This is a genomic window from Abyssisolibacter sp. ZYX002, from assembly GCF_056892235.1.
Window position 1 is genome coordinate 535,258 of record NZ_JARMXH010000001.1, and the last position, 23,970, is coordinate 559,227.

The window sequence follows — 23,970 nt, forward strand, 5'->3', positions numbered from 1 at the left end:
GTTAAGTAATTAGTATTCTTAGAATAATAAAAATGGAGGTACAAAGTATGGTTGAAAAAGTAATGAGAAACAGAAAGCTTCCCACAGGGGTAAAGCTAGGATATGGTTCTACAGGATTTGCAGCTATTATGACTTTATCAATTTTTATTATGTATGGAATGTTTTTTTTAACAGATGTAGTAGGTCTTGATCCAGCATTTGCTGGAATCATTCTATCAATTGGTACATTATGGGATGCTATAACAGATCCGTTAATAGGTAGTCTATCAGATAAGAGAGATCCTAAAAAGGGTAGAAGACGTCCATTTTTGAAATGGGTGGCTATTCCTTTTGGTGTTGTAGCTTGGTTATTGTTTACAAACCCAGGACTTTCTCAAACAGCAAATAAGATATACTTTATATTAGTTGCTATAGCTTTCTATACAGTTCAGACTATATTAGATGTGCCATATACTGCATTGGGGGCAGAGATGACACTAGATTACGATGAACGTAGTAGTTTAAATGGTAACAGAAACTTTTTTGCTACTATATCTGGTGTTATTAGCGCTTTTACTATGACTTTTGTTGCGTTTTTTTCTGATAAATTTGGCAGCGCAAGTGCGGGATGGTCTGCAACTGCGGCAGGTTATGCAATTATAGCTACTATTACAATTTATATTGGATATAAGTCTACAGAAGGATATGAATTGACAAAAGTAGATAATGAAGATAAAGCAAGTAGTATTGAGTTTTTAAAAGATGTATTAAAGAATAAAGTATTCTTATATACAGCAGGTTTATTTGCCTTTTCATTAATCTCACTGACAATTCAGAATTCAGCGATGTTATATTATCTAATATACTACATGGGCTTTACATCAAACCAGGTAAGTACAGCTTTGCTAATTGCATGGGTGCCAGGACTTTTATGGGTACCGATAATTAATGCTATCAGTCAGAAATGGTCAAAGAAAGTTGCATGGATTACATGTATGAGTATATGGGCAATAGGTGTATTTGTAATTCCGATGTTTATATTAAAACCAGATTCAAAGTTTTATTTAGTAGGTATTTTACAGTTATGTTCAGGAGTCGGTATTGTTTCACAATATCAAATAGTATGGTCTATGATTCCTGATATTATAGAGGTTGATGAGTTTAAGACTGGAAAAAGAAGAGAAGGCGGTTACTATGGAATAATAGCATTTATACAAAAAGGCTTGACAGCTCTTACCATGCTGGTATCAGGTACCATTCTTACTAAAATTGGGTATGTGCCAAATGCAGAGCAGTCAGTTGAGACGTTAAATGGTATGAAAGTGCTTATAGCAATAGGAGGAGCGGTATTTTTAGTAATAAGTATATTAATAGCATACTTTAATCCTATTAATAGAGAGAGACATGCCGCGTTAACTAAAGCAATCAACGATAGGAGAGCGGGAGATGATTATTCTACTGATGGATTTAAAGAATTATTATAAAGGTGGATTGTTATGAAGCTTAAAGTAATTATACCAGTAGCTGGTATACCTGATACAGAAATAGCGTCTAGCCAGAGTTATTTAAAAAAATGGGTAGATAAAAATACAGAAATAAGTGTTAGTTCATTAAAGGATGGACCAAAGGCACTAGAATCAGATATAGATACAGCATATGCGATACCATATATAGCTAAAGTAGCAGTTGAAGCAGAGGAAGAGGGTTATGATGGTATACTTATATCATGTTTTGATGATCCTGGATTAGAAGCTATAAGAGAAATAATCAATATTCCAATTATCGGAGCATTCAACTCATCTATGAGTGTATGTGTGCATTTATTGGAGAAAATATGTATTGTATCACCATCAGAGATATGTGTACCTTCTACAGAGAGGAAAGTAGATTCTAGTATTTACAAGAAATATGTAAAAGGAATACGAAGTATAGAAACATCCATAGAGGATATAATCACAGGAGATATTACGAATAAACTATATAATTTAATAGAACTATTATATCAAGAAGGGGAATATCAAGGAGTAGTTTTAGGATGCACAAGCTTTTATTGTTCTTATAAAGATATTTTAGAGAGATTGCAAAAAAGAGGTATTGATTTTATAGTTATAGAGCCTAGCAAAGTAGCGATTTTAGAGTTAGAGCAATTAGTTAAACTTGGGATAAGACATAGTAAAAAAGCATATCCATATAGACAATATGAGGAAATTATAAATAACCTGTAGTTTTAACTTTTTAAATGGTCTATAATTAATATAATAAATAATTAATTAGGGGATTTAAGAATATGGGTGTTTTGATTAGAGATTTACTAAGTTTTAAAGAATTTGAATCTGCTAGGGTTATAGCTGGTCATAAAGGTCTACTAAACGAAGTGTTACGAATCAATTTTCTAGAGTTAACCTTAAGAGAGTTTCGTGAAAAAATATGTGTAGATGTTGACAAATTTATAAGTATAGGTGATTTATATTTAACAAGCTCTAACTTTTTTGACAAAGTAGGTGTTGATTTTTATGAAGAATTCTTATCACTAATAAGGCAAAGAAGTTGTGGTATCTGTATTGTAGGATATAAAGAAGGTACTATTGACGATAGTATAATTAAACTTGTTAATGATAATGGTTATCCTATTATTGCATTAGACTATACTACTGCATATTCCAATCTTATAGATATTGTAATGAATGCAATAGTGCGTGATAAATCTGATAAACGTATAGACAATCTCCTATATAAGATTATGCATACTGAATGTAGCTGTACTCAGATACTTGAATATATCAATGAGATGAACCCTAATCTAAAAAATAATTATGTTGCACTATACATTGAGGTTCCTAATAATAATATCACAAATATGATAAGAAATAGAATTTTTACTAACAATAGAGAAATTTTTGTCCATAGATTAAATAAAGGTACATTAGTAGTCATAAGTACAGATGATGACTTTAGCACTATAGATGAAGAAATAAAAAAAATAAAAGAATTACTTATTAAGCAATTTAATAATATAATTATTGGCGTTAGTGATTATTATAGAAGCCTAGAGCGCTTTAAAGAAAGCATAAATGAAGCGATATTTTCATTTAAATTTGCTAGAAGAAATAAAGCATTAATAGTCAATCACAATGATTTAGGCATTGAAACATGGTTAAATAAAATTAAGGATGATAAAGACCTTTTGAGCTATGTTAATGAAGTGCTTGAGCCAATAATTAAATATGAAAAGGAAAATAATATAGATTTATATAAGATAATTAAAGCATTTGTAAAATATGAAGGTAACTATAAGAGAATATCTAAAGAGCTGTATCTTCATGAAAATACTGTAAGGTATAGGATGGATAAGATTAAAGATATTTTAAAAGTAGGGAATAATAAAGTTACATTGTATACTAAGTTAAATATTGTTGTTATACTAAAGAGTATTTTGAATTTAGGATGATTTAAGAGACTATCTCAGAAGTAATTTGAGATAGTCTTTTTTATAGAAAGATTAGTTTGTTTGAAAATTGATAAGAAGTCAGCAAAAATTTATTTTTAATTTAATATATTGGTAGACAATAACAAATCAGGCAGAGTATAATTTGTATATGGTGGTAAATTTTAATAATATGATACGAAAAAATATATTGAGGAGATAATTAATGGATAACATTGAAAAGTTTTGGAATAAGATTTCAGGAAAATATGACAAGCAAATATATGAAAAGAATATTGATGGATATAAGAAAGCCACAGATAGAACTAAAAAATATATTAAAGAGACAGATCGTATATTAGATTTTGCATGTGGTACAGGAGAAGTTGCAATAGAATTATCTAAATCCGCAAATTATATATATGGTATTGATATATCAGAGAATATGATTGGTATAAGTAATAGCAAAATAATAGATAAAAATATAACAAATATAAAATTTGAGAACAAATCAATATTTGATGAGAGTATTAATACAAATCAATTCGATGTTTTAGTAGCATATAATGTCTTATATCTTATTAAAGATATAGATATTACTATAGAAAGGATTAAAAAACTAATAAAACCAGGAGGAATATTTATTTCAACAACAAATTGTTTTGGAGAAAAAAAGAATATAAATGTGCATCTACAAATATTCCTTAGTAAAATTGGTATTTTACCGTATATATCTAAGTTGAAAACTAAAGAATTAGAGAGTATAATCAAAAAGAGTAATTTTACTATTCTAGAGACATGTAAATTACATAAAAATCCAACTAATTATTTTATAGTGGCACAAAGAAAGGGTTAATAAAAAGATGTAAGGTTGAAATAATATCAGCATAGAAATTAAGCTAAAGACATATATTTTGATAAGTATGACCGTTAAGTTTTAATGCTAGTTACAATCTATTAAAAGGATTTGATTTAATTATATTTGTCTTTATTTTGTTGTACACTAATTATTTTTTAATTTATAGACTTTATGAGGTGATAAAAATGAAAATTGACAAAAATAAAATATTCGAGTTATTTGAATTCTGGTGCAAAAAATTGCGTATATCTCCATATTGGGATATTAAACTTGAATTTGTTGATGATGTTAACTGGAGAAAAACAGGAGATTTCAAGGTTGATTGTGATGATAGAAAAGCAGTTCTACTTCTTAACAAAGCTAATCCAAAACAAGAAAATTTAGAAGAAGTAATTGTTCATGAATTATTTCATTTGAAAATGTACCCACTTGATCAAGTAACAGAATCACTAATTATTGCTAATTTTGAAGAAGGAACTTCTGCATATAAATTTGCGTATAACCAATTCTTTGTATCATTAGAACAAACAGTAGAAGAATTGACAAAGTGTTTCCTGCTTGAGTTTGGAGAGAATAAAGAGCTATCATATGGGAGATGTAAAAAACAAAAATCATATAACGAACTTTTTGAAGGATTAAGAAACTTAGAATAATTCAACTGAATTGAGTGTATCATTACAAGAGAGATTGTAGTCACGATGGAAAAGTTAGTGTTGGATTTATAGCAATACAAGACGATAAATGGCTTTTATAATAGCTGTTTACGTCTTTTTTATTGACAATCTAAAGTGTATATCTTATACTATAAATAGCACATATGACTCAAAAAGTTTTTTGGGTCGTAAAAAAGGAGAGAGATATTATGGCAAGAAGTTTCAGTGAACATGAAAAAGAAAACATACGTATAAGATTACGAGAAGAATGTGCCAAGAGTTGGGCAAAACATGGATATAAGAAAACTAGTGTCAATGAACTATGTGCTAAATCTGGGATTTCAAAGGGTGCATTTTATTTATTTTATGATTCTAAAGAATCACTTTTTTGTGAAACATTATGTTTAGTTCAAGATAATCTTTATATTCTAGCAAACGAAATCATGGAGAAAACTCCTAATAAATATGGTTTTGCAAAGGTATTAAAAATAGTATATCGTGAGTATTGCAAAAACAGTTTTATTTGTGATACAAGAAGTGTTGATTTTATAGCATTTATTAACAAATTATCAAAAGAACAAGAAGCAGCAATCGCTAAATATAGCCAGAAAGCAGGACAAATTTTTTTAGCAGATAAGCCATATCTAAAATTTGCTATTAATAAAGAAAAAGCTATTTCTGTAATAACTGGGTTGCTTGCTTTGGTTTCGTCAAAGGATGCAATGTGCTATGATCAATTTGAGGTATTTGATTTTATGGTGGATAATTTAATTGATAAAATTTTTGAGTAGGTGAGACTTATGACTAATGTTATAGAAATAAATAGACTTAAGAAAAATTTTGGAAACCTTGATGTTATTAAAGGCTGCAATTTGACAGTAATGAAAAACGAAATTTATGGATTTTTAGGAGCAAATGGAGCAGGGAAAACGACAGTATTTAAAATGATGACTGGCCTACTACAAAAAGATGAAGGTACAATTCGTATTTTAGGATTAGATATTGATACCAATCGAAATGAGATATTAAAAAATATTGGAATATTGATTGAAATACCTGTCTTTTATGAACATCTAAGTGCAGAAGAAAATTTGAAAATTCACCTTGCCTATATGTCTGAAGAAGCAGATATTAAAAAGACAATAGATATGGTAGGACTTAACGGTATTGATAATCGTCCTGTTTCTAAGTTTTCATTAGGTATGCGTGCGAGATTAGCAATTGCAAGAGCAATGATACATAATCCTCAAATTTTAATTTTGGACGAACCTGTAAATGGTCTTGATCCACAAGGGATTCGAGATATGAGAGTATTATTTAAAAAGCTTTGTATTGAACATGGTAAAACCATTCTACTGTCAAGTCACACTTTAAATGAAGTAGAACACATCGCAGATACAATTGGAATTTTAGCAAATGGTATTGTTGCAAAACAGGCAAAAACTATAGATATAAAAAAAGAGTATAAAGGTGGTCTTGAAGATTGCTATTTTGATATAACAGGGGGATAAAATAAAATGTATAAATTAATCAAGCTAGAACTCAAACGCAACAAACTAACATCATACTATGTTGCGTTAGCGGTTATTGCCATTGTCATGACTGGCTTTTTGTATATGATTGCTATTATTGCAAAAGTTGAAAATGATCTTGAATTTCAGAAATATGAAACTCTCCTGAAGATGCATACAGGAGTTACCTTCATTGTCTTTTCTGTATTTTCCGTAGTTTTATTTTCAAAATTCGTTATAGAGGACTATAGTAGACAAAAAGCATTGTTGTTATTTTCATATCCTGTATCAAGGACAAAAATATTTTGTGCCAAAATATTTTTAGTAGTAAGTTTTATTACCGTAGGTTTTTTAATATCTACTTTACTTCCGAATAGTTTATTTTTTATAACTGAGAATATAAAACCAATATTGAGTGGAAGTATTTCTATCCAGTTAGTACAATCTCAAATAATAAGAATTATTAACTTTATTTTAGTCATCATAACGACAGGATTTATATCCTTGAGAATAGGTTTTATAAACAAGTCGATTTCTACAACAATTGTAACTGCAATTATACTATCTGTTATATTTGGCAATGTTCTTATTGGGCTTAGTGCGAATATATATGTATTTGTTGCCGTAATAATACTCTTCGTGATTGGATTAGGGTTTGTAATTTCAACAAATCATATAATAAATAGAATGGAGGTTTAGCTATGGAAATTGGAATTATTTTAGGTACTATACTTGGGGCTATTCTAGTTATCGTTAGTGTAATTGGTTTAATACTTTCCAAAGAACAGGGCAAATCATATAAATGGCCTTTATGGGTTGGTCTTGCTGGTCTGTGTGCTTTATTTACAGCGGGTGGTAATGCTTTGAGAATGTTGATTTGATATCTAAAGATATTACATAGAAGGGGTATTATTAAACAAAGTCAGAGATTTTAAGAAATCAAATATATACGAGGTAATAGAGGGAGAAACACAGGATACGGTTTGGTAGAAACTTATAAAAAATATAGATATAAATGAATAATCTATAGGGATACATATAAGCTCAGAAATACAATTATTTTTGGGCTTTTTTAATGAAATAAAGTACTAGATTACTTAGATGTTGGTAATGACAGATTGTTTTTCTATAATACATAATATTAAGCCTTAATAATTTCAATCTAAAGATATAAATTACGACAAGTAGTTTTATTTGTATGTTTTAATACGAGAACATATGTTGTAGTATAACTAAAAATTAACCGAAAATAATAATGATAAAAAAAGTCAAGTTTTTATAGAATTAATTTAGTATACTTTATTTTAAGAGATTGGAGGAGATTGAACTCATGGACTATTTTTTAAGAATACAAAAGGCAATAGATTATATTGAACACAATTTGAAAAAAGAGATTAATTTAGAAGATATATCAAATCAAGCTTATTGCTCAGTACCACATTTCTATAGAATATTTCAAATAGCAATAGGGTATTCGGTTATGGACTATGTACGCAAGAGAAGATTAAATCAAGCAGCATATGAATTATTAACAACTGATAAGAGAATTTTAGATATTGCATTTGATTATCAGTTCAATACAGAAGAATCATTTATTAGGTCTTTTAAAAAAATGTTTGGTAATACTCCAGGAAGATATCGTAAAACAAATAATGTACATGATTTATTTACAAAAATAACTCTAGATAATCATGATATTATATTAAAGAAAGGAGATTTTGATATGGACCCAAGGTTTATTAAAAAAGGATTTAAATTAATAGGAGTAGAAGGGGAGGTGAATTTTAACGGAAATTTTGTTAAGACAATAACATTTTTAAATGAAAGACTATTAGATAGTTATAAAAGCATATCATATTTAGCTAATCCAAATTCTTTTATTGCTTACTGGTATTATAAATTAAGTAAAGATAATGTAGAGCCTGTATGTTATTATCTAGCATCGGTTGAAGTGAGTAATTTAGATAAAATTCCCAAAGGGTTAATTTCTAAGATAATACCAGAAAGCAATTATGTAGTATTTGATGAAAAGAGACGTGGAGAAGTTGCTGGACCAAATGGTTATGCATATAATATATGGCTACCTAGTTCTGGAAAAGAATTAAACCAAGCTATACCTGGAGACTTTGAAGTCTATTCAGATAGAAATAATATTGGACCTGATTCTCCATGTAAAATTTATATACCTATAGAATAATAGCTATGTTACTTTTAGGTATTTATTTGCTTAATTATATACTTAGATAGGTACTCGTGATCTTCTTTATCATAAAGGGTTGATATAAATTTTCCATTATTTTTTTCTATGATTTTTTTTGAAGCTATATTATCTATGTTGCAAGTTAAAATTACTTCTTTTATTCCCAATTTTAAAGCTTTCTTTAATGCTAGTTTTAAAATTTGGTTACCGTAACCTTTGTTCCTATGATTTGGAGAGATATCATAGCCTATGTGACCAGCGGTGTCAATACTTTGATGTCTAACTCTAACTACTCCAACAATCTCTTCCTTAAATAATAACCAAAAAATTGAAGTCATGACCTCTCCATGAAGTAGGTTAATTCCCATTGAACAATTGTATACGTCTTTTAAATAATCATCAAAATTTTCTAATGCTTTTTTATATTTATTAAAATAATGGGTATCATCTATTTTCCTATATGCAGAGGCATATTTTTTGAAACTATCCTGATATTTTTTGCAAGGTTCAACCAAAAACAAATCTTTCATTAAATTCCTCCGTTTTATAAATAGTTACTACGATTTATTATACATTATGAAAGAACATATGTAAAATTGAATAGTTAAACAATTTAATAATTTACTATATAAAATTACACAATTTAACTTATTCATTTAACTTGTTTAGGTGAAACATATCATGTAGATAAGTAATTGCTTTAAGAGCATGTTCTGTTTCTATAATACATGATATCTTAATTTGTGAGGAGCTAATCATTTGTATGTTTATTCCTAATTCGTAAAGAGATTTAAAGAATAAAGAAGCTACCTCACAGCTAGACGATATACCTGCACCTACAACAGAAAGTTTGCTAACATTATTATCATAAATGACGTTTTTAGCACCTATATCAGTAACAATATTTTCACATATTCTTATTGATTCCTCTAAATCGGTACTATTAACAGTAAAAGAAATGTCATTAATAGCATTTCTATTAACATTTTGAATGATAGTATCTACAGTTATATTATTACTAGACAATTCAGAAAATAATTTATACGCTATTCCTGGTTTATCAGGAACTTCTAAAATAGAGATTTTAGATATCTCTTGGTCTAGAGCCAAGCCTCTTACAGTAACTTTTTCCATGCTATTTACCTCCGTAACTAAAGTACCTTTATTCATAGTGTAGCTTGATTTTACAAAAACAGGAACATTGTATTTTCTAGCCAATTCAACACTTCTAGGATGAAGTACAGTGCTTCCAAGACTAGCTAGTTCAAGCATTTCATCATAAGATATAGTTTTAATCAAAGATGCTGATTTCACTTTTCTTGGATCTGTAGTATATACTCCATCAACATCTGTATATATTTCGCAGATTTTGGATTTTAGAGAAGCCGCTAATGCTACTGCAGTTGTATCTGAGCCACCTCTTCCTAATGTAGTAATATCGTTACTATTGTTTATTCCTTGGAATCCAGCAACAATAACAATTTTATCTTTATCAAGTTCAGATATGATTCTATCCGTGTTTATTTGAGTGATTTTTGCTTTTTTATGGTTATCATCAGTTATGATACCGCATTGCCCCCCAGTAAGAGAGATTACATCTTCTCCAAGAGATTTGATAGCCATTGCTAAAAGAGATATGGAGACTTGTTCGCCAGTAGCAAGTAACATATCTAATTCTCTACTAGGGGGTTGAGCAGAAATTTGGAAAGCCTTGTTTATTAACTGATTTGTAGTATCACCCATAGCAGAAACTACAACGACAATTCTAGAACCATTTTTTTTACAAGTTGCTATATTTTCTGCAATTCTTTTTATTTTTTCGCATGATCCTACAGAAGTACCACCATACTTTTGTACAAGAATATTGTTCATAATATAATCCTCCAAGTGAATATTATGCTATGACTTTACTGTCATCTAGCCTAGCGTAGCAAAAATTTTGAACTTTTGTTGAAGACATAATATTATCTATCTTTTCAGCAGACACAAGATCAGTCAATATAAATAATATATCTTTTTCTTTTTCAACATTGATTTTTATATTTGATTCTTCAAATAATCGTGTTATATCACCTATATCAAAATTACTATCTGTATTTATCCTTATATAGTATCTGCCTCTAAATAGCTTCATGCCTTCAGATTTAATTAAGTTTTCATCAAAGCATATTGGGTTATCAAAGTCATCATGTAAAATATCTATAATATCGCATACAACAGCATTAGCAGTAGGTTTTTTGCCAGCACCTTGTCCGTAAAACTGAAGTTCTCCTACAGTACTGCATGAAACCGATACAATATTAAAGGCATCATTTACAGCACCAAGAGGTGAAGCTTTATCTACTAAAATAGGTTCTACACTTGCACAATAATTTGAACCGCTTTTTACAGCACTGCCTATAAGTTTAACCTTTTTACCAAAATGGTTAAATTTTTCGATATCTAGTTTTGTAATATTGCTAATACCTCTACATTTAATATCTTGTAAATTAGTTGTAGTTTTAAAAGCAATATTTGATAATATAGATAGCTTTCTTGCAATATCATATCCTTCAATATCATCAGTAGGATCAGCTTCAGCATACCCTAGTTTTTGAGCTAACGCTAAAGCATCAGCAAAAGTATAACTTTCTTCAGACATTTTAGTTAAAATAAAATTACTAGTGCCATTAAGTATACCTTTTATTTTACCAATATCATTTATTTTCACATTTTGTTTAAGTGGTTTTATGACAGGGATACCACCACCAACACTTGCTTCAAATAGAAATGCTACTTTATTTTCATGGGCTGTTTTTAATAAGACGTCATAATATTTGGATACAACAGCTTTGTTTGCAGTGACAACATGTTTACCATTATTTAAAGCTTTTATAATATAAGTATAAGATGGATGAATACCACCAATTACAGCTATAATAATATCAATATCAGGATCATCAATAATATCATCAGCATTGTCTGTTAATATTTCTTTGGGGAAATTAATATTTCTAGATTTATTAATATCTCTCACGAGTATTTTACTAATTTCAACTTTATCATTTAAATAATTACTATTTTGAGTAATTATTTCATAAACTCCACAGCCAACGGTTCCAAAGCCTAATAAACCAATTTTTTTCATACTATCAACCTTTCTTATTATGATGTAATTTCCAAGATGCGTACGCCTACAAAACACAAATGTACTATAATGATAAACAGTATAACATAATAATTAATTTTGGTAAAGAAATTTATTTTAATTACAGGTATTTAATTATTAACTATAAAAGCTTGTTTTTTAATAAAATAAATGTTACAATATCTCAAAGTACGCGAACAAAAAACAAATGCAATTGAATTGCGGACTTCGCTTTCTGAGACATGCTTAAACAAAACTAGGTATTTTTTTGTTCTACGGAGAACATCAGATGAAAAGTTACGTATTGAATTAATAAATTGGAGGGATATTATGCAATATATAAGCACTAGAAATTCTGAGTTAAAAGCAACCCCATCTGAAGCTATAATAAATGGTTTAGCAGATGATGGAGGTTTATATATACCAAATATAGTACCAAAAATAAATGAACTTAAAGAATTAGTAAGTTTAGATTATAAACAATTGTCTTTGAAAATACTACAAATGTATTTTACAGATTTTACACATGAAGAATTAAAAGAGTGTGTATATAAGGCATATGATGATAAATTTAGGAGTCATGAGGTAGTTTCTTTAAAAAAGTGTTCAGATATGTATTTCTTGGAATTATTTCATGGACAAACTTTGGCATTTAAAGATATAGCTTTGTCAGTTTTGCCTTATCTAATGAAATTATCAGCTAAAAAAAATGATTTACATGATGAAATAGTAATACTTACAGCTACATCGGGAGATACAGGAAAAGCAGCATTAGAGGGATTTAAGAATGTTGAAGGTATGAAGATTATAGTTTTCTTTCCAAAAGATGGAGTTAGCGAAGTGCAAAAAATGCAGATGTTATCTCAAGAAGGGGAAAATACTAATGTAGTGATGATAGATGGTAATTTTGATGATGCTCAAAATGGAGTAAAGCAAATGTTTACAGACAAAAAGTTTAAAGAAAAGCTGGTAGAACAAGGGGTTGTCTTATCGTCAGCTAATTCAATAAATATAGGTAGATTAGTGCCACAAATTGTATATTATATATATTCTTATATGAAGTTAGTAAGAGATAAGGAGATTAGTATAGGAGATAGTATCAATGTAGGAGTGCCTACAGGTAATTTTGGTAATATTTTGGCTGGATATTATGCGAAAAAAATGGGGTTGCCAATAGATAAACTCATATGTGCTTCAAATGAAAACAAAGTTTTGACTGATTTTATAGGGACAGGGATATATGATACAAAGAGAGAGTTTATAGTGACAAGTTCACCATCAATGGATATACTGGTGTCTAGTAATTTAGAAAGATTATTATATGAAACCACAAAGGATTCAAAGTTGGTATCTAGATATATGAAATCTCTGAAAGATAATAATGAGTATAAGATAGAAGATAATCATAAAAATAAATTAATTGATTTCTATGGAGATTTTGCTAGTGAGGTGGAAGTAACAAAAGCTATTGATAAAGTGTATAGAGATCATAAATATGTAATGGACACACATACAGCAGTAGCTTATCATGTATGTGCAAAGTATCAAGAACAATCAGGTGATAATAAGAAAATAATTATTGCTTCTACTGCAAGCCCATTTAAATTTGCAGGAAGTGTATACAGGGCATTGAAGAAAGAAGAAGTAGCAGAATATAATGAATTTGAACTAATAAATAAACTTTCAAAAGAATACAATCTCAAGGTCCCATATCCAATAAGAGATTTAGAAAAAAAAGATATTCTTCACAATTTGACTTGCACAAATAAAACTATGAAATCAGCAGTGCTTAAAACAATAAAGGGACAGATGTAAAAATGATAAAAATTACAGTACCAGCTACAAGTGCAAATATGGGCCCAGGCTTTGATAGCTTAGGAGTAGCATTTGATATTCAGAACAATTTCTTTTTTGAGCAAATAGAAAAAGGAGTGATATTAAAGGGGTGTCCTCAAGAGTACAAAAATGAGAATAATTTAGTATATAGGTCAATGAAGATATACTATGAGGTAATGGGCAAAAGAATAAATGGTATAAGGATAATATTTAACACACAAATACCAGTATCTAGAGGACTTGGTAGTAGTGCTAGTTGTAGTGTGGCAGGTATAATGGCAGCGAACTATTTTTGCGGTAATATACTAGATAAGAAGGAAATGCTTAAATTAGCCACTGAAATAGAGGGACATCCTGATAATGTAGCACCAGCAATCTTTGGAGGAATGATTACATCACTACAAGCAAATGACAGAGTCTTGTATAGTAAAGTTAAAATAGACAAGTGTTATAAGTTCTATGTTATGATTCCCAATTTTATGCTTTCAACTAAAATGTCTAGAGGAGTATTACCTAAAGAAATAAGCTACAAAGATGCTGTATTTAATGTAAGCAGAGTTGCATTGTTAATTAGTACTTTAAGTAGTGGTGAAGATAAGTTGTTGAAAGAAGCATTTAAAGACAAGTTACATCAACCATATAGAGGTAAGCTTATACCAGGATATGAAGTATTAAATAGACATCTTAATGATATACCTAATACAGCTTGTTTTATAAGTGGAGCAGGTTCAACTTTAGGAATAATATCAACTTTAGATAGACAAAAAGTAATAAATAATCTTAAAGAAATATCGTCGAAGATGGGAAATGAATGGATAATAAAAGAAGTGAAAATAGATAATATTGGAGCAAGAATTATAGAGTAAAAATAAATGGTTAAGAATAGATTAAAAGCATCATAAGGGTGCTTTTTTATTTATGAAATTAAACCAATATCAGATATAGAGAAGAATTATTGAACTATTCGAAAGAAAGTAAAATGAATGTAATAGATGATACCTAAATGGTAACATTCGACATAATAATACATAATATTAATAAAATGAATAAAAATAATAATTAAATAATAATATTCTTTACAATGAATATATATCATAATATAATAAGTATTGTACAAAAAACAAGAAATTTCTAATATATTGGAAAAAAAGTAATTTAAGAAAAGATTAATGTATGATTATTAGATAATAAATTTTGTACCAAATAGTAGATTAAGAACATGAAGTTTTATGTAATCACATGTTAGTAGTTTGAAAGGAAAATTATATATGGAAAAAAATATTGTTCTAGACATGATAGCTGATACGTTAAGTGTTACTAAAGACGTTGTTGAAATCAATAAAATCATAATAGATCATAAAAGCGAAAAAAGACTTAAAAATGAATTATATAAATTAGTGACAAAAAAAGGAAATTACATAGTAAAAATTTTTAATAAAGAAAACATATCAAAATCATTACTAGAAAAGATTCATTATTATGTTTTGTCATTAAATAAAAAAAATAAAATTGTATCATCACCTATTATATTTAATAATAGTACAGTCCTTGAATACAATAACAAGCTTATTGAAGTTTATGACTATATTGAGAACGATTATAATGATAGGTATGAGAAAACTTATAACGGATTTGGAGACATGAATATTAAAAATTGTGTTTCCTTAATTAAATTGTTGGCTTCATATCACAAAAATTCGATAAATCATGATCTAATAATCAATAGTAGCATTTACGATTATAAAAAATATAATAGATATTGTATTTATAGTGACAAGCTATTTGCCCACAGCAAAAATTCATACTTTAAAATAAAAAGACTATGGAACGCGGATTGTTTGAAGAAAGTGATATCTGATGAAAATTACTTTACTATAATGGTTGAAAAAATATATAGCTTAGATAAAGTTAATATACATGGAGATGTTCACTTTAACAATGTATTGTTTAAAAACAGAGAAGCTATTTCATTAATAGATATTCATAGTATAACGGCTGATACGTTTTACTTTGATCTTAGTAAGTTTTTATTTCAGGCATGTTTTTATAATAGTAATGTGAATTCTACTTACTTTGATTGGAATTTATTCAATTTATTAATTAAAAGATATGCTTCAGTAAGTTTATTTAAAATTGACTATGACATTTTATTTAGTTATTTAATTAGCATGGCCATATTAAGATTAGAATACCTTTTAAAATCAGTAACAAGTAAAAAAAGAATGAACGAGTATTTTATGCATATTTATGATTTTGCTCATGAATTTTCTGACAAAATCTATCCAATCAATTATAGCTTACAATAAGTCTACAACAAAGATGTATTTAGATATGTCTTAAGGTATCAACAATGAAAAAAAATTATTGCTAGTTATAATCATTCCATATGTTTTATATTTTAAACAAAACAACTTATAAAGATGAAAATTTTGCATGTATTATCTGTTTAAAATCATCAAAATAAGTTGAAAAAAATTTAAAAATTGTAGTATAATAGTTAAGAAAGAAAAAATAACAAAAGATATAAAATAAAGTAATTAAAAGATTTAATATACAAAAATACATAAATAATAAAATGTATATTTTATTATCGAAATTTAGTGCTTCATAATATTAAACTTAATAATAATGAGGTAATACTTATGAAAAAAATCAAATTATTTTGCATTCCATATGCAGGTGGATCTGGGATAGTATACAATGGATGGAAAAAATATTTGAATCCATCCATACAGCTTGAACCAGTAGAACTTAAAGCAAGAGGAAAGAGATATAAAGAGAAATATTATAAAACGCTTGAGGAAGCTGTTGAGGATATATTTAATAATATTAGAAACAAAATATCAAATGATGAGTACGCGATTTATGGACATAGCATGGGAAGTCTTTTAGCTTACGAGTTATATTATAGAATAGTTAATAAAGATATAAAAAGACCTATACACATATTCTTTTCAGGGTATAAAGCGCCAAGTATTAAAATAAAAGATAAAGATATGCATTTATTACCTGATGATGAGTTTATAAAAAAAGTAATAGCTTTAGGGGGGACCCCTAAAGAAGTTGTTAATAATAAGGAATTGCTTAGCTTAGTTACACCAATTCTTCGAAACGATTTTAGAATAATTAACAACTATATACATAAAGATGGAAGAGATAAAATTGAATGTGATATTTCAATTTTTAATGGAAGACAGGACGATACAACTCAAGAAGAAATGCTTAGATGGCAGAAATATGGGAAAAAAAATTTTAAACTTTATAATTTTGATGGAAACCATTTTTTTATAAACAATAATATTGAAAATATATCAATGATTATAAATGAGACTTTGTTATAACTGAAATTCAAATGAGAATAAAAAGGGATTAAATTAACTTATACACTAAGAAATAATTACATAGTAGACGAAGTAATAATATCGACAGTTCTAATAAATTGGTTAAAAGTACATTGAAAACTTTAATGATTAAGAAATAGAACAGAAAATACAAGCGATTTTGCTAAATATCGAGAACCGTTGATTTGATTACAAGTATTGGATATGCCTAATCAATCTGGGTTTGATTATGGCATACTTTGTTTTTTGTAAAATATATCTACTTAAAATTGGATTGTAAGATTTAGTTGCTATTATTTCGTAAAAGAAAATTTATTAGCTTTAATAATTAAAAAAGAAAACTTATTAACTCATTGAAGTATAGTAAGATTAAGGAATTATATTAAAGCTATTAGATGGTAATAAAAGTAATATGAATGGTGCCGACAAAGATTACAAATACTTGTACCATCAACCTTTGATGTTAATGACATATATGGTAATGTAAATTATTTATTAGTAATTAAATTTTAAGTAAGGAGCATTTAATAGAATGAGAAGAATAATAACACGACTAATAGTATTTGGTATTATAATAAACTTAATTTTACCATCAACAACAGTACTAGCTGATGGAGATAGTAATACTACATATGAATTGACACAAGAGCAAAAAGTAAAAATAGACAAATTCATACAAGAAAATATGGACAAAGGTAAGATACCTGGACTTTCTATAACTATAGTTAGAGGACCTGAAACTATTTATCAAAAATGTTATGGATATTCAGATATTGAGAAAGAAAAATTAGTTACTAATAAAACACTATTTGAACTTGGTTCAACAAGTAAAGCGTTTACAGCACTAGGAATTCTACAATTGGAACAAGATGGACTTATTAATATTGATGATAAAGTATCTAAATATATTCCTTGGTTTGAGGTGAATTATGAAGGTGAAAATGCTGAAATAACTATCGAGCAATTATTGCATCATTCAAGTGGAATACCATTTAACACTATAGATAAAATACCAGCTTCGATAGAAGATAACGCATTAGAGCAAACAGTAAAAACACTAGTAAAGATAAAGCTTGATAGTAAGCCGGGTGAAAAATTTAGGTATGCTACGATAAATTATGATGTACTAGGATTAATAATACAAACGGTTACAGGTCAGAGTTATGAAAAATATATGGAAGCGAATATACTAAAACCACTAGATTTACGTAATACTTATTTGTTTAAAGAGGATAGCAATATTAAAGATATGGCAATAGGTTATAAAATAGGATTTTTGAAACCAAGAAAATATGATGCACCTGAGTATAGAGGGAATAAACCAGCAGGATATATTTTATCAAGTGGTGAAGATATGGCAAAATGGCTTAAAATTCAGATAGGAGCAACAAAGGAGTCTAAATTTAGTAATAGTCTGATTGAGATATCTCATAAGCCAAATAGAACTATTCCACCAACAACGTATGGATCATCATATGCTGCAGGTTGGCAAGTATTTCAGGCTATAGGTGGTAGAATTTCTCACGGAGGAGCTAATCCAAATTACTCTTCGTTTATAACGTTTAAACTAGATCAGAAAGAGGGGATAGCAGTACTAGCTAATTCTAATTCTGAGTACGTAGAATTCATATGTACAGGAGTTAGTGGAATAATTAACGACAATAGTTATTATAAAAATAGAAATATAAAAGATCTTAATAAAAGAGCAGATAGAGTGTCTATATTTATTATTGGCTTTTCAAGTTTGATTATAATAAGTATATTGTATTTTTTCGGTAAATCAATTAAAGAAATAATAAAAAAAGAAAGAATGTTTAAGCGTATATCTATAAAAAGTTTTATAAAGGTGTGTATTTCACTAATATTTGTTCTAGGGGTGACATATTGTATATATTTAATTCCGTACGTCTTGTATGATGGAGTGTCGTGGAATTTTGTATTTGTATGGCTTCCTAATACTATAAAAACAGCTCTTTATTTCCTTAGTGCTTGTATTTGGATAGCATATTTATATGCAATGTTTATAAATTTATTTAAAAAAAAAGATGATAAGTCTTTACTAACTCTATCACTATTGAGTGTTGCTAGTGGTTTTGGAAATGCTCTTATAATTTTTACTATTAATATGTCAATAAACAGCAGTAATAATATGAAGCTAAAACTTTTGATATATTTTATTTTAGGTATAATATTGTATGTTTACGGTCAAAAAATTATGAGAGAAAAACTAATAAATATAACAAATATGATAGTTTATTCAAAAAGAATGGAAATCGTTAAACATATATTTAAGTCATCTTATGATAAATATGAAAAAATTGAAAAAGGTAGAATTCAATCTACTTTAAATAATGATACTGAAACTATGAGTAGATTTGTAAATATCTTAATTAGTGGAGTAACGAGTGCAGTTACGCTTTTATGTTGTTTCATATATTTAGGTTGTATAAATATATATGCACTGACATTAGCCATATTGATAATACTGATAATAACCAGTATATATTATTTAGTAGGTAGATATGCAAATAGAATAGGAGAAGAAGCAAGAGATCTGCAAAATGAGTTTTTTAAGTTTATTAATGATTTAGTAGGTGGTTTTAAAGAGTTAAGTCTTAATGATTGTAAAAAGCAAGAATTTGAAAATGATATGAAAATAAGTTGCGATAAATATCGAGTTAAAAGAGGCAAAGCATCACTAGCTTTTGCAAATATGTTCGTTATAGGAGAACTGCTATTTACACTTGCAATAGGGGCTATAGCCTTAATTTTTCCGCTTATTTTAAAAAATTTGGAAACTGTTAGTGTAACCAGCTATGTTTTTATACTGCTGTATATGACAGGTCCAGTTCATAATATATTGAATACTATTCCAAATGTAATACAAGTAAGAATAAGTATAAAAAGAATAAATAGTATGATTAGCGAACTTTCTGTATTAGATGATAGTGAAATTAAGAATAAAAAAACAAGTACTCAAGAAGACTTTGTCTTGCAATTACATGACGTAGAGTACGAGTATGAAAAAGAAGATGGTAAAGGTTTTAAAGTTGGGCCGATAAATTGTAGCTTTAAAGCACAAGAAATAACATTTATAACAGGGGGAAATGGAAGTGGGAAATCCACTTTAGCTAAAGTGTTAACAGGATTATATACCCCGACTAGAGGTTATATATCTATCGGTGGTCAGAAAATTGAGCAAAAAAGTTTGAGTGAAAATTACACCACTATTTTTTCCGACTTTTATCTTTTTGATAAGCTTTATGGGATAGATTGGGAAGAGAAAAAACAAGATATACAAAAATATCTAAAGATATTGCAGCTTGATAATAAGGTTAAGATAGAAAACGGGAAATTTAGTACTACTAAACTATCAACGGGACAAAAAAAGAGACTAGCATTATTAGTGTCATATTTAGAAAATAAACCTATATATTTATTTGATGAATGGGCAGCGGATCAAGACCCAGAGTTCAGATTGTTTTTTTACAATACATTGCTTCCTAAACTATCAAAAGAAGGCAAGTGTGTTATAGCTATAACACATGATGAACAGTATTTTGATGCTGCTGATAATTTTATTAAGATGAGTATGGGGAATATTTGTAGTGTTTTAGATAAAGTAAATATATAGAATATATTAAATTACTTAAAGATCATTAAATATAATCATAAGATAAAAAATATTTAGCATACAAGTATTAGCTTTTATAAGCACTTATTGAGTGTTAATCGTTGCCTAGTCACGTTAATTACCATTAAGGATCATATAAAAAGACAGCGTAGCTTATCGATTAAGATAAGTGAAAGGGCGAAGCTATGCAAAAAATCATGAGCAAAGTGGGGTTAAAAATGAACTGGTATATACTTTTTGTAAGAGCAGGAAAGGAATATAAAATTGTGGATCTTCTAAACAAATGGCTAGATACTAAAGTTTTTATTACATTTATACCATCACAAGAAAAGATTTATAAGATTCGTGGTGTTATAAAAAAAGAAAATAAGCCATTATTTCCTAGTTATGTGTTTATAAAATCTAATATAACAGGGGTAGAGTTTATAAAAAGTATAAATAGATTTATTTATGCATCTAGTGATATTATTCGAATTTTAAAATATTCAGATACAGAGATAGCGATGAGAGAAAGTGAAAAAGGTATGTTACTGAAGCTATGTAATAATGAATATTGTATTGGTATATCAAGTGGAATTAAAAAAGGAGATAAAATACATATAATAGATGGCCCACTTAAAGGTTATGAGAGCATAGTTAAAAAAATAAATAGACATAAGAGATTAGCATGGATTGAGATGGAGTTAATGGGAGATGTAAGATTGGTAACTGTTGCACTGAATATTATTGAAAATATTAATTAGAAAATTAATTAAGAGTGCTAAATCCAACTACAACAAACATCTGATAATGAGCTTTTACGCTATTCTATTTACTATATTGTAAGTAGAATAGCTATTTTTATGTTTAAATAGCTGTTTAAATAATATTTAAATAAATTAATAAAAGAAGGAGGTATAAAAAAGTGAATACAATAGGAAATGTTTCAGAAATAATAGAGCTAAAAAATCTGTTAAATGATTTTAAAAAAAGGCACTTAATTAAAGAGTGGGAAATACCCTATGAAAATCTTTTAACTAGATTATCAGCTGTTATTTTGTTTATTTCCATAGAAGAAGGAATCAATGATAGCGAAGTTTGGAATGAAATGAGAGTATACCCAAACTTTAAAACTTATAAGAATGATGACAAAAAATTATCACAACTAGAAATTAGAGTTGAATTTAAAGAGGGATATGATGAATAAAGAATTTAAGTGCGTAATATGGGATTTGGACAACACTATTTGGGATGGTATTTTATTAGAAGATGAAAATGTAAAGCTAAAACCTAGTATTGAAACGATAATAAAAGAATTGGATAGTAGAGGCATTATAAATTCAATTGCTAGTAAGAATAATTTAGAAGATGCAATAGCTAAATTAGAAGAATTCAATATTTTAGAATACTTTGTTTATTTAGAGATAAACTGGAATGCTAAATCATCATCAATTAAAAATATATGCAATAAGTTGAATATAGGATTGGATACCATAATGTTTGTTGATGATCAGGAGTTTGAACTTGATGAAGTAAGAAGTGAATTTCAAGATATTAGTTGTATAAATGCTGACAAATATTTAGATATACTTAGTATGCCAAGAGCAAATCCACGTTTTATAACAGAAGATTCAAAAAGAAGAAGATTAATGTATAAAGAAGATATTAAAAGAAAAGAAGATGAACAGAGCTACCAGGGCGCAACAGATAAATTTCTATCTACATTACATATGAAATTTTCAATATGTGAAGCAAAAGAAAATGATCTAAAAAGGGCTGAAGAATTAACTATACGTACCAATCAGCTTAATGCAACAGGGATAACTTATAAATATGATGAACTTAAAAACTTTATACAAGATGACAATCATAAATTATATATATGTGAATTGACAGATAAATATGGATCTTACGGTAAAATAGGACTAGCTTTAGTTGAAATTAAAGAAGATTGGCACCTAAAACTTATGTTAATGTCTTGTAGAGTAATGTCAAGAGGTGTAGGCACAGTATTTCTAAACTTTATTATGAAGAACGCGAAAAAGCATGGAAATAGATTAATTGCTGATTTTAAAAAGACAGATAGAAATAGGCAAATGTATATAACCTATAAATTCGCAAATTTCAAAGAGATATATAGCTTGGAAAATGGTTTTATTCAGTTAGAAAACAATCTTAGCTCTATTCCAGATTATCCTGATTTTATCGAAATAATAACGCCATAAACTTAGGATAAAGTGAGTCAAAATACATGAATATTAACATATAATTGAAAGGAAATGATGATATGGATATAAATGAAAATATAAGGGGCTACATAAATCAAAATCTAATAATATTTGATAATGAAGTAAATATTGCAGATGAAGATGACATATTCAAATTAGGGTTTGTTAACTCTCTATTTGCTATGAAGTTAATAACATATATTGAAACAGAGTTTAGTATAGAAATAGGAAATGATGATATGGATATATCAAATTTTAATTGTGTTAAAAATATTGTTGAATTTGTTAAGAGTAAAACTACTCTATAAAAATATTAATTTTAATAAAGAGGTGTGATTAAATGAGATACAAGAATGTTGGAGTCATAGGTGCAGGAACTATGGGTATTGGTATTGCCATTGATTTAGTATTTCATGATATAAATTGTGTGCTTATCGATGTAGCAGATGAAGCTTTAATTAATGCTAAATTAGAAATCACAAAAATGGTTCGCTTTGCTCCTTTACTAGATAAGAGTCTCCCAAAGATGAATATAGAAGAGGTTATGAGCAAAATTAAATTTACAACTGATTATGATGATTTATCAGCATGTGATTATATAATTGAGAATGCCACTGAAAATTGGGATATTAAGAAAGAAATATATTTAAAACTAGACAATATTTGTAGTAAAAAAGTTTGCTTTGCTGCAAATACTTCATGTATTTCAATAACTAAATTAGGAGGAGTTACAAACAGAGCAGAAAACATTATAGGTGTTCACTTTATGAATCCTGTATATTTAAAAAATAGTGTTGAAGTAATAAAAGGCTATCATACATCAGAGGAATGTATATCAAAAACAAAAGATTTATTGAATCAGATGGGGAAAAAGGGGATAGTAGTAAATGATATGCCAGGGTTTGTTACTAATAGAGTATCTCATCTTTTCATGAATGAAGCTGCCTTTGTTGTTCAAGATGGAGTGGCTACACCTGCTCAAGTTGATGAAATATTTAAAAAATGTTATGGACATAAGATGGGGCCTCTTGAAACCGCTGATTTAATAGGATTAGATACGGTTGTAAATTCGCTAGATATATTATATCAAAGTTACCAAGATTCAAAGTTTAGATGTTGTCCACTATTAAAAAAGATGGTAGATGCAGGACTGCTGGGCAAAAAAAGCGGTAAAGGTTTTTATACGTATTAATTAAAGG

Annotated in this window: 23 protein-coding genes; 20 read left to right on the forward strand and 3 right to left on the reverse strand. The window is 28.1% G+C overall.

The annotated features are described in order from the left end of the window. Positions 1–47 precede the first annotated feature (47 nt). The 10 genes from P3X86_RS02540 (at position 48) to P3X86_RS02585 (ending at position 8,623) form a co-directional block, all read left to right on the forward strand. A complete protein-coding gene (locus P3X86_RS02540; RefSeq protein WP_483291054.1) occupies positions 48–1,463 on the forward strand; it encodes an MFS transporter in 1,416 nt (471 codons plus the stop codon). Positions 1,464–1,475: 12 nt separating this feature from the next. Next, positions 1,476–2,204: an aspartate/glutamate racemase family protein gene (locus tag P3X86_RS02545; protein ID WP_483291055.1), complete on the forward strand. Its 729-nt coding sequence runs from the start codon at positions 1,476–1,478 to the stop codon at positions 2,202–2,204. Between the two features lie 62 nt (positions 2,205–2,266). Then, the gene (locus P3X86_RS02550) at positions 2,267–3,427 is read left to right on the forward strand and encodes a PucR family transcriptional regulator (protein WP_483291056.1); all 1,161 of its coding nucleotides are present in this window, start codon (positions 2,267–2,269) and stop codon (positions 3,425–3,427) included. A 202-nt stretch (positions 3,428–3,629) separates the two neighbouring features. Beyond that, entirely contained in the window at positions 3,630–4,259 is a 630-nt protein-coding gene (locus P3X86_RS02555; protein WP_483291057.1) for a class I SAM-dependent methyltransferase, read from the forward strand. A gap of 188 nt (positions 4,260–4,447) precedes the next feature. Beyond that, a complete protein-coding gene (locus tag P3X86_RS02560; RefSeq protein ID WP_483291058.1) occupies positions 4,448–4,915 on the forward strand; it encodes a hypothetical protein in 468 nt (155 codons plus the stop codon). A gap of 209 nt (positions 4,916–5,124) precedes the next feature. After that, positions 5,125–5,706 carry a TetR/AcrR family transcriptional regulator gene (locus tag P3X86_RS02565; protein WP_483291059.1) on the forward strand — a complete coding sequence of 194 codons (582 nt, stop codon included), beginning with the start codon at positions 5,125–5,127 and terminating at the stop codon, positions 5,704–5,706. A 9-nt stretch (positions 5,707–5,715) separates the two neighbouring features. After that, a complete protein-coding gene (locus P3X86_RS02570; RefSeq protein WP_483291060.1) occupies positions 5,716–6,426 on the forward strand; it encodes an ABC transporter ATP-binding protein in 711 nt (236 codons plus the stop codon). A 6-nt stretch (positions 6,427–6,432) separates the two neighbouring features. Beyond that, positions 6,433–7,125, forward strand: a complete 693-nt coding sequence (locus P3X86_RS02575; protein WP_483291061.1) for a hypothetical protein — start codon at positions 6,433–6,435, stop codon at positions 7,123–7,125. Between the two features lie 2 nt (positions 7,126–7,127). Next, entirely contained in the window at positions 7,128–7,307 is a 180-nt protein-coding gene (locus tag P3X86_RS02580; RefSeq protein WP_483291062.1) for a hypothetical protein, read from the forward strand. Between the two features lie 449 nt (positions 7,308–7,756). Beyond that, complete coding sequence (locus tag P3X86_RS02585) at positions 7,757–8,623, forward strand: AraC family transcriptional regulator (RefSeq protein ID WP_483291063.1); 867 nt, start codon at positions 7,757–7,759, stop codon at positions 8,621–8,623. A gap of 14 nt (positions 8,624–8,637) precedes the next feature. Here P3X86_RS02585 and P3X86_RS02590 read toward each other — a convergent pair whose 3' ends face one another. The 3 genes from P3X86_RS02590 to P3X86_RS02600 form a co-directional block, all read right to left on the reverse strand. Beyond that, positions 8,638–9,156, reverse strand: coding sequence for a GNAT family N-acetyltransferase (locus P3X86_RS02590; RefSeq protein ID WP_483291064.1), 519 nt, complete (start codon positions 9,154–9,156; stop codon positions 8,638–8,640). A 118-nt stretch (positions 9,157–9,274) separates the two neighbouring features. Further along, the gene (locus P3X86_RS02595) at positions 9,275–10,498 is read right to left on the reverse strand and encodes an aspartate kinase (RefSeq protein WP_483291065.1); all 1,224 of its coding nucleotides are present in this window, start codon (positions 10,496–10,498) and stop codon (positions 9,275–9,277) included. Positions 10,499–10,520: 22 nt separating this feature from the next. Next, the gene (locus tag P3X86_RS02600) at positions 10,521–11,753 is read right to left on the reverse strand and encodes a homoserine dehydrogenase (RefSeq protein WP_483291066.1); all 1,233 of its coding nucleotides are present in this window, start codon (positions 11,751–11,753) and stop codon (positions 10,521–10,523) included. A gap of 330 nt (positions 11,754–12,083) precedes the next feature. Between P3X86_RS02600 and thrC the strand changes: the two genes are divergently transcribed. The 10 genes from thrC to P3X86_RS02650 all read left to right on the forward strand — a co-directional run bounded on the left by thrC (position 12,084) and on the right by P3X86_RS02650 (position 23,963). Next, positions 12,084–13,568: a threonine synthase gene (gene thrC / locus P3X86_RS02605; protein WP_483291067.1), complete on the forward strand. Its 1,485-nt coding sequence runs from the start codon at positions 12,084–12,086 to the stop codon at positions 13,566–13,568. A gap of 2 nt (positions 13,569–13,570) precedes the next feature. Further along, the gene (gene thrB / locus P3X86_RS02610) at positions 13,571–14,455 is read left to right on the forward strand and encodes a homoserine kinase (RefSeq protein WP_483291068.1); all 885 of its coding nucleotides are present in this window, start codon (positions 13,571–13,573) and stop codon (positions 14,453–14,455) included. A gap of 402 nt (positions 14,456–14,857) precedes the next feature. After that, complete coding sequence (locus tag P3X86_RS02615) at positions 14,858–15,895, forward strand: phosphotransferase (protein ID WP_483291069.1); 1,038 nt, start codon at positions 14,858–14,860, stop codon at positions 15,893–15,895. Between the two features lie 336 nt (positions 15,896–16,231). After that, a complete protein-coding gene (locus P3X86_RS02620; protein WP_483291070.1) occupies positions 16,232–16,930 on the forward strand; it encodes a thioesterase II family protein in 699 nt (232 codons plus the stop codon). 532 nt (positions 16,931–17,462) lie between these two features. After that, positions 17,463–20,564 (forward strand): cyclic peptide export ABC transporter, encoded by a 3,102-nt coding sequence (locus P3X86_RS02625; protein ID WP_483291071.1) that lies wholly within the window; start codon positions 17,463–17,465, stop codon positions 20,562–20,564. Positions 20,565–20,749: 185 nt separating this feature from the next. Then, a complete protein-coding gene (loaP, locus tag P3X86_RS02630; protein WP_483291072.1) occupies positions 20,750–21,307 on the forward strand; it encodes an antiterminator LoaP in 558 nt (185 codons plus the stop codon). A 161-nt stretch (positions 21,308–21,468) separates the two neighbouring features. Further along, the gene (locus P3X86_RS02635) at positions 21,469–21,750 is read left to right on the forward strand and encodes a hypothetical protein (RefSeq protein WP_483291073.1); all 282 of its coding nucleotides are present in this window, start codon (positions 21,469–21,471) and stop codon (positions 21,748–21,750) included. Beyond that, complete coding sequence (locus P3X86_RS02640) at positions 21,743–22,768, forward strand: HAD-IIIC family phosphatase (protein WP_483291074.1); 1,026 nt, start codon at positions 21,743–21,745, stop codon at positions 22,766–22,768. Before P3X86_RS02635 ends, P3X86_RS02640 begins: the two co-directional genes overlap by 8 nt. Before the next feature lie 62 nt (positions 22,769–22,830). Further along, positions 22,831–23,079: a phosphopantetheine-binding protein gene (locus P3X86_RS02645; RefSeq protein ID WP_483291075.1), complete on the forward strand. Its 249-nt coding sequence runs from the start codon at positions 22,831–22,833 to the stop codon at positions 23,077–23,079. A 32-nt stretch (positions 23,080–23,111) separates the two neighbouring features. Further along, a complete protein-coding gene (locus P3X86_RS02650) occupies positions 23,112–23,963 on the forward strand; it encodes a 3-hydroxyacyl-CoA dehydrogenase family protein (RefSeq protein WP_483291076.1) in 852 nt (283 codons plus the stop codon). The last annotated feature ends 7 nt before the right edge of the window (positions 23,964–23,970 follow it).

Coding starts and splice junctions, on each gene's coding strand:
- P3X86_RS02540 (WP_483291054.1), top strand. CDS start 48: ATGGTTGAAAAAGTAATGAGAAACAGAAAGCTTCCCACAGGGGTAAAG.
- P3X86_RS02545 (WP_483291055.1), top strand. CDS start 1,476: ATGAAGCTTAAAGTAATTATACCAGTAGCTGGTATACCTGATACAGAA.
- P3X86_RS02550 (WP_483291056.1), top strand. CDS start 2,267: ATGGGTGTTTTGATTAGAGATTTACTAAGTTTTAAAGAATTTGAATCT.
- P3X86_RS02555 (WP_483291057.1), top strand. CDS start 3,630: ATGGATAACATTGAAAAGTTTTGGAATAAGATTTCAGGAAAATATGAC.
- P3X86_RS02560 (WP_483291058.1), top strand. CDS start 4,448: ATGAAAATTGACAAAAATAAAATATTCGAGTTATTTGAATTCTGGTGC.
- P3X86_RS02565 (WP_483291059.1), top strand. CDS start 5,125: ATGGCAAGAAGTTTCAGTGAACATGAAAAAGAAAACATACGTATAAGA.
- P3X86_RS02570 (WP_483291060.1), top strand. CDS start 5,716: ATGACTAATGTTATAGAAATAAATAGACTTAAGAAAAATTTTGGAAAC.
- P3X86_RS02575 (WP_483291061.1), top strand. CDS start 6,433: ATGTATAAATTAATCAAGCTAGAACTCAAACGCAACAAACTAACATCA.
- P3X86_RS02580 (WP_483291062.1), top strand. CDS start 7,128: ATGGAAATTGGAATTATTTTAGGTACTATACTTGGGGCTATTCTAGTT.
- P3X86_RS02585 (WP_483291063.1), top strand. CDS start 7,757: ATGGACTATTTTTTAAGAATACAAAAGGCAATAGATTATATTGAACAC.
- P3X86_RS02590 (WP_483291064.1), bottom strand. CDS start 9,156: ATGAAAGATTTGTTTTTGGTTGAACCTTGCAAAAAATATCAGGATAGT.
- P3X86_RS02595 (WP_483291065.1), bottom strand. CDS start 10,498: ATGAACAATATTCTTGTACAAAAGTATGGTGGTACTTCTGTAGGATCA.
- P3X86_RS02600 (WP_483291066.1), bottom strand. CDS start 11,753: ATGAAAAAAATTGGTTTATTAGGCTTTGGAACCGTTGGCTGTGGAGTT.
- thrC (WP_483291067.1), top strand. CDS start 12,084: ATGCAATATATAAGCACTAGAAATTCTGAGTTAAAAGCAACCCCATCT.
- thrB (WP_483291068.1), top strand. CDS start 13,571: ATGATAAAAATTACAGTACCAGCTACAAGTGCAAATATGGGCCCAGGC.
- P3X86_RS02615 (WP_483291069.1), top strand. CDS start 14,858: ATGGAAAAAAATATTGTTCTAGACATGATAGCTGATACGTTAAGTGTT.
- P3X86_RS02620 (WP_483291070.1), top strand. CDS start 16,232: ATGAAAAAAATCAAATTATTTTGCATTCCATATGCAGGTGGATCTGGG.
- P3X86_RS02625 (WP_483291071.1), top strand. CDS start 17,463: ATGAGAAGAATAATAACACGACTAATAGTATTTGGTATTATAATAAAC.
- loaP (WP_483291072.1), top strand. CDS start 20,750: ATGCAAAAAATCATGAGCAAAGTGGGGTTAAAAATGAACTGGTATATA.
- P3X86_RS02640 (WP_483291074.1), top strand. CDS start 21,743: ATGAATAAAGAATTTAAGTGCGTAATATGGGATTTGGACAACACTATT.
- P3X86_RS02645 (WP_483291075.1), top strand. CDS start 22,831: ATGGATATAAATGAAAATATAAGGGGCTACATAAATCAAAATCTAATA.
- P3X86_RS02650 (WP_483291076.1), top strand. CDS start 23,112: ATGAGATACAAGAATGTTGGAGTCATAGGTGCAGGAACTATGGGTATT.